Source organism: Pseudomonas sp. BJa3, from assembly GCF_026343815.1.
GTDB lineage: Bacteria > Pseudomonadota > Gammaproteobacteria > Pseudomonadales > Pseudomonadaceae > Aquipseudomonas > Aquipseudomonas soli.
In genome coordinates this window covers 1-243 of sequence record NZ_JAOXMC010000470.1, presented here as the reverse complement: position 1 = coordinate 243, position 243 = coordinate 1, and the positions used below count along the sequence as shown (strand labels likewise).

Here is a 243-nt window from a genome sequence, read left to right as displayed (position 1 = left end):
GGCGGTCTTAATGGTTATCTTAGTGAGCCATCGACAGGTAGACGATGGTCAGCATCAGTAAGATGAAAGCTTGCAGGGAGATGATAATGATGTGGAACACAGCCCACGCCCACTGCAGCACCACACCCAGGCCTCTGAGCCAGAGGATGCCGGCGCCGAACATCACCGCGATCAGGAAGAACACCAGCACGCCGGCGTACATGTTGCCTAACAGACGCAGCGCCAGCGAGATCGGCTAGGCGA

1 pseudogene is annotated in these 243 nt (G+C 57.2%); it reads right to left on the bottom strand.

Annotated elements, in window-relative coordinates:
• Positions 1-19: 19 nt before the first annotated feature.
• Positions 20-235, bottom strand: a pseudogene (locus OH705_RS28450) (F0F1 ATP synthase subunit A); the annotation flags it as partial.
• Positions 236-243: the final 8 nt, after the last annotated feature.